At 65.2% G+C, this 1,368-nt stretch carries 1 protein-coding gene; it reads left to right on the top strand.

Annotation, left to right across the window (positions count from 1 at the left end):
• The coding region (locus tag ADK54_RS13520; RefSeq protein WP_063801970.1) for an acyl-CoA mutase large subunit family protein at nt 1-1,368 on the top strand (1,368 nt) is incomplete at both ends.

The raw sequence follows: 1,368 nt of genomic DNA, 5'->3' as shown, positions 1-1,368 counted from the left end.
TGCCCATCGAGCCGGTGTACGGCCCGTCGGCTCTGGAGGGCTGGGATCCGGTCGAGAAGTTGGGTGAGCCGGGGGCGTTTCCGTTTACGCGTGGTGTGTATCGGTCGATGTATACGGGTCGGCCGTGGACGATGCGGCAGTATGCGGGTTTTGGTACGGCTGTTGAGTCGAATGCGCGGTATCAGCAGTTGATCGCGAACGGCACGATGGGTCTGTCGGTGGCTTTTGATCTGCCGACGCAGATGGGGCACGACTCGGATGCGGCGGTCGCGAGTGGTGAGGTCGGCAAGGTGGGGGTGGCGATCGATTCGATCGATGACATGCGGGTGCTGTTCCGTGGGATTCCGCTGGACAGGGTGTCGACGTCGATGACGATCAACGCTCCGGCGGCGCTGCTGCTCCTGTTGTACCAGCTGGTGGCTGAGGAGCAGGGGGTGGCGGCTGATCAGTTGACGGGCACGGTCCAGAACGATGTGCTGAAGGAGTACATCGCGCGGGGTACCTATATTTTCCCGCCGAAGCCGTCGCTGCGGCTGATCGCGGACATTTTCAAGTATTGCCGGGCTGAGATTCCGAGGTGGAACACGATCTCGATCTCGGGGTATCACATGGCGGAGGCGGGGGCTTCGCCGGCGCAGGAGATCGCGTTCACGCTGGCCGACGGCATCGAGTATGTCCGCACGGCGGTGGCGGCCGGGATGGATGTGGACGACTTCGCGCCGCGTCTGTCGTTCTTCTTCGTGGCGCGTACGACGATCCTGGAGGAGGTCGCCAAGTTCCGTGCCGCGCGCAGGATTTGGGCGGGGGTGATGCGGGACGAGTTCGGTGCGAGGGATCCCAAGTCGCTGATGCTGCGTTTCCATACGCAGACGGCGGGTGTGCAGCTGACGGCGCAGCAGCCGGAGGTGAATCTGGTCCGGGTCGCGGTGCAGGGGCTGGCGGCGGTGCTGGGCGGGACCCAGTCGCTGCACACCAATTCCTTCGACGAGGCGATCGCCCTGCCGACGGACAAGAGCGCGCGCCTGGCTCTGCGTACGCAGCAGGTTCTGGCGTACGAGACGGATGTGACCGCCACTGTTGACCCGTTCGCCGGGTCGTATGTCGTGGAGCGGATGACGGACGAGGTGGAGGCGGCGGCTCTGGAACTGATGGAGCGGGTCGAGGAGTTGGGCGGCGCGGTCAGCGCGATCGAGCACGGCTTCCAGAAGGGCGAGATCGAGCGCTCCGCCTACCGCATCGCCCAGCAGACCGACTCCGGCGAACGCGTCGTGGTCGGCGTCAACCGCTTCCAGAACGACACCGAAGACCCCTACGAACCCCTGCGTGTCGACCCCGCCATCGAAGCCCAACAAGCCGAACGCCTCGCGA

Origin of the sequence: Streptomyces sp. WM6378 (genome assembly GCF_001279695.1) — a bacterium.
GTDB lineage: Bacteria > Actinomycetota > Actinomycetes > Streptomycetales > Streptomycetaceae > Streptomyces.
This window is presented reverse-complemented; position numbering and strand designations above follow the sequence as displayed.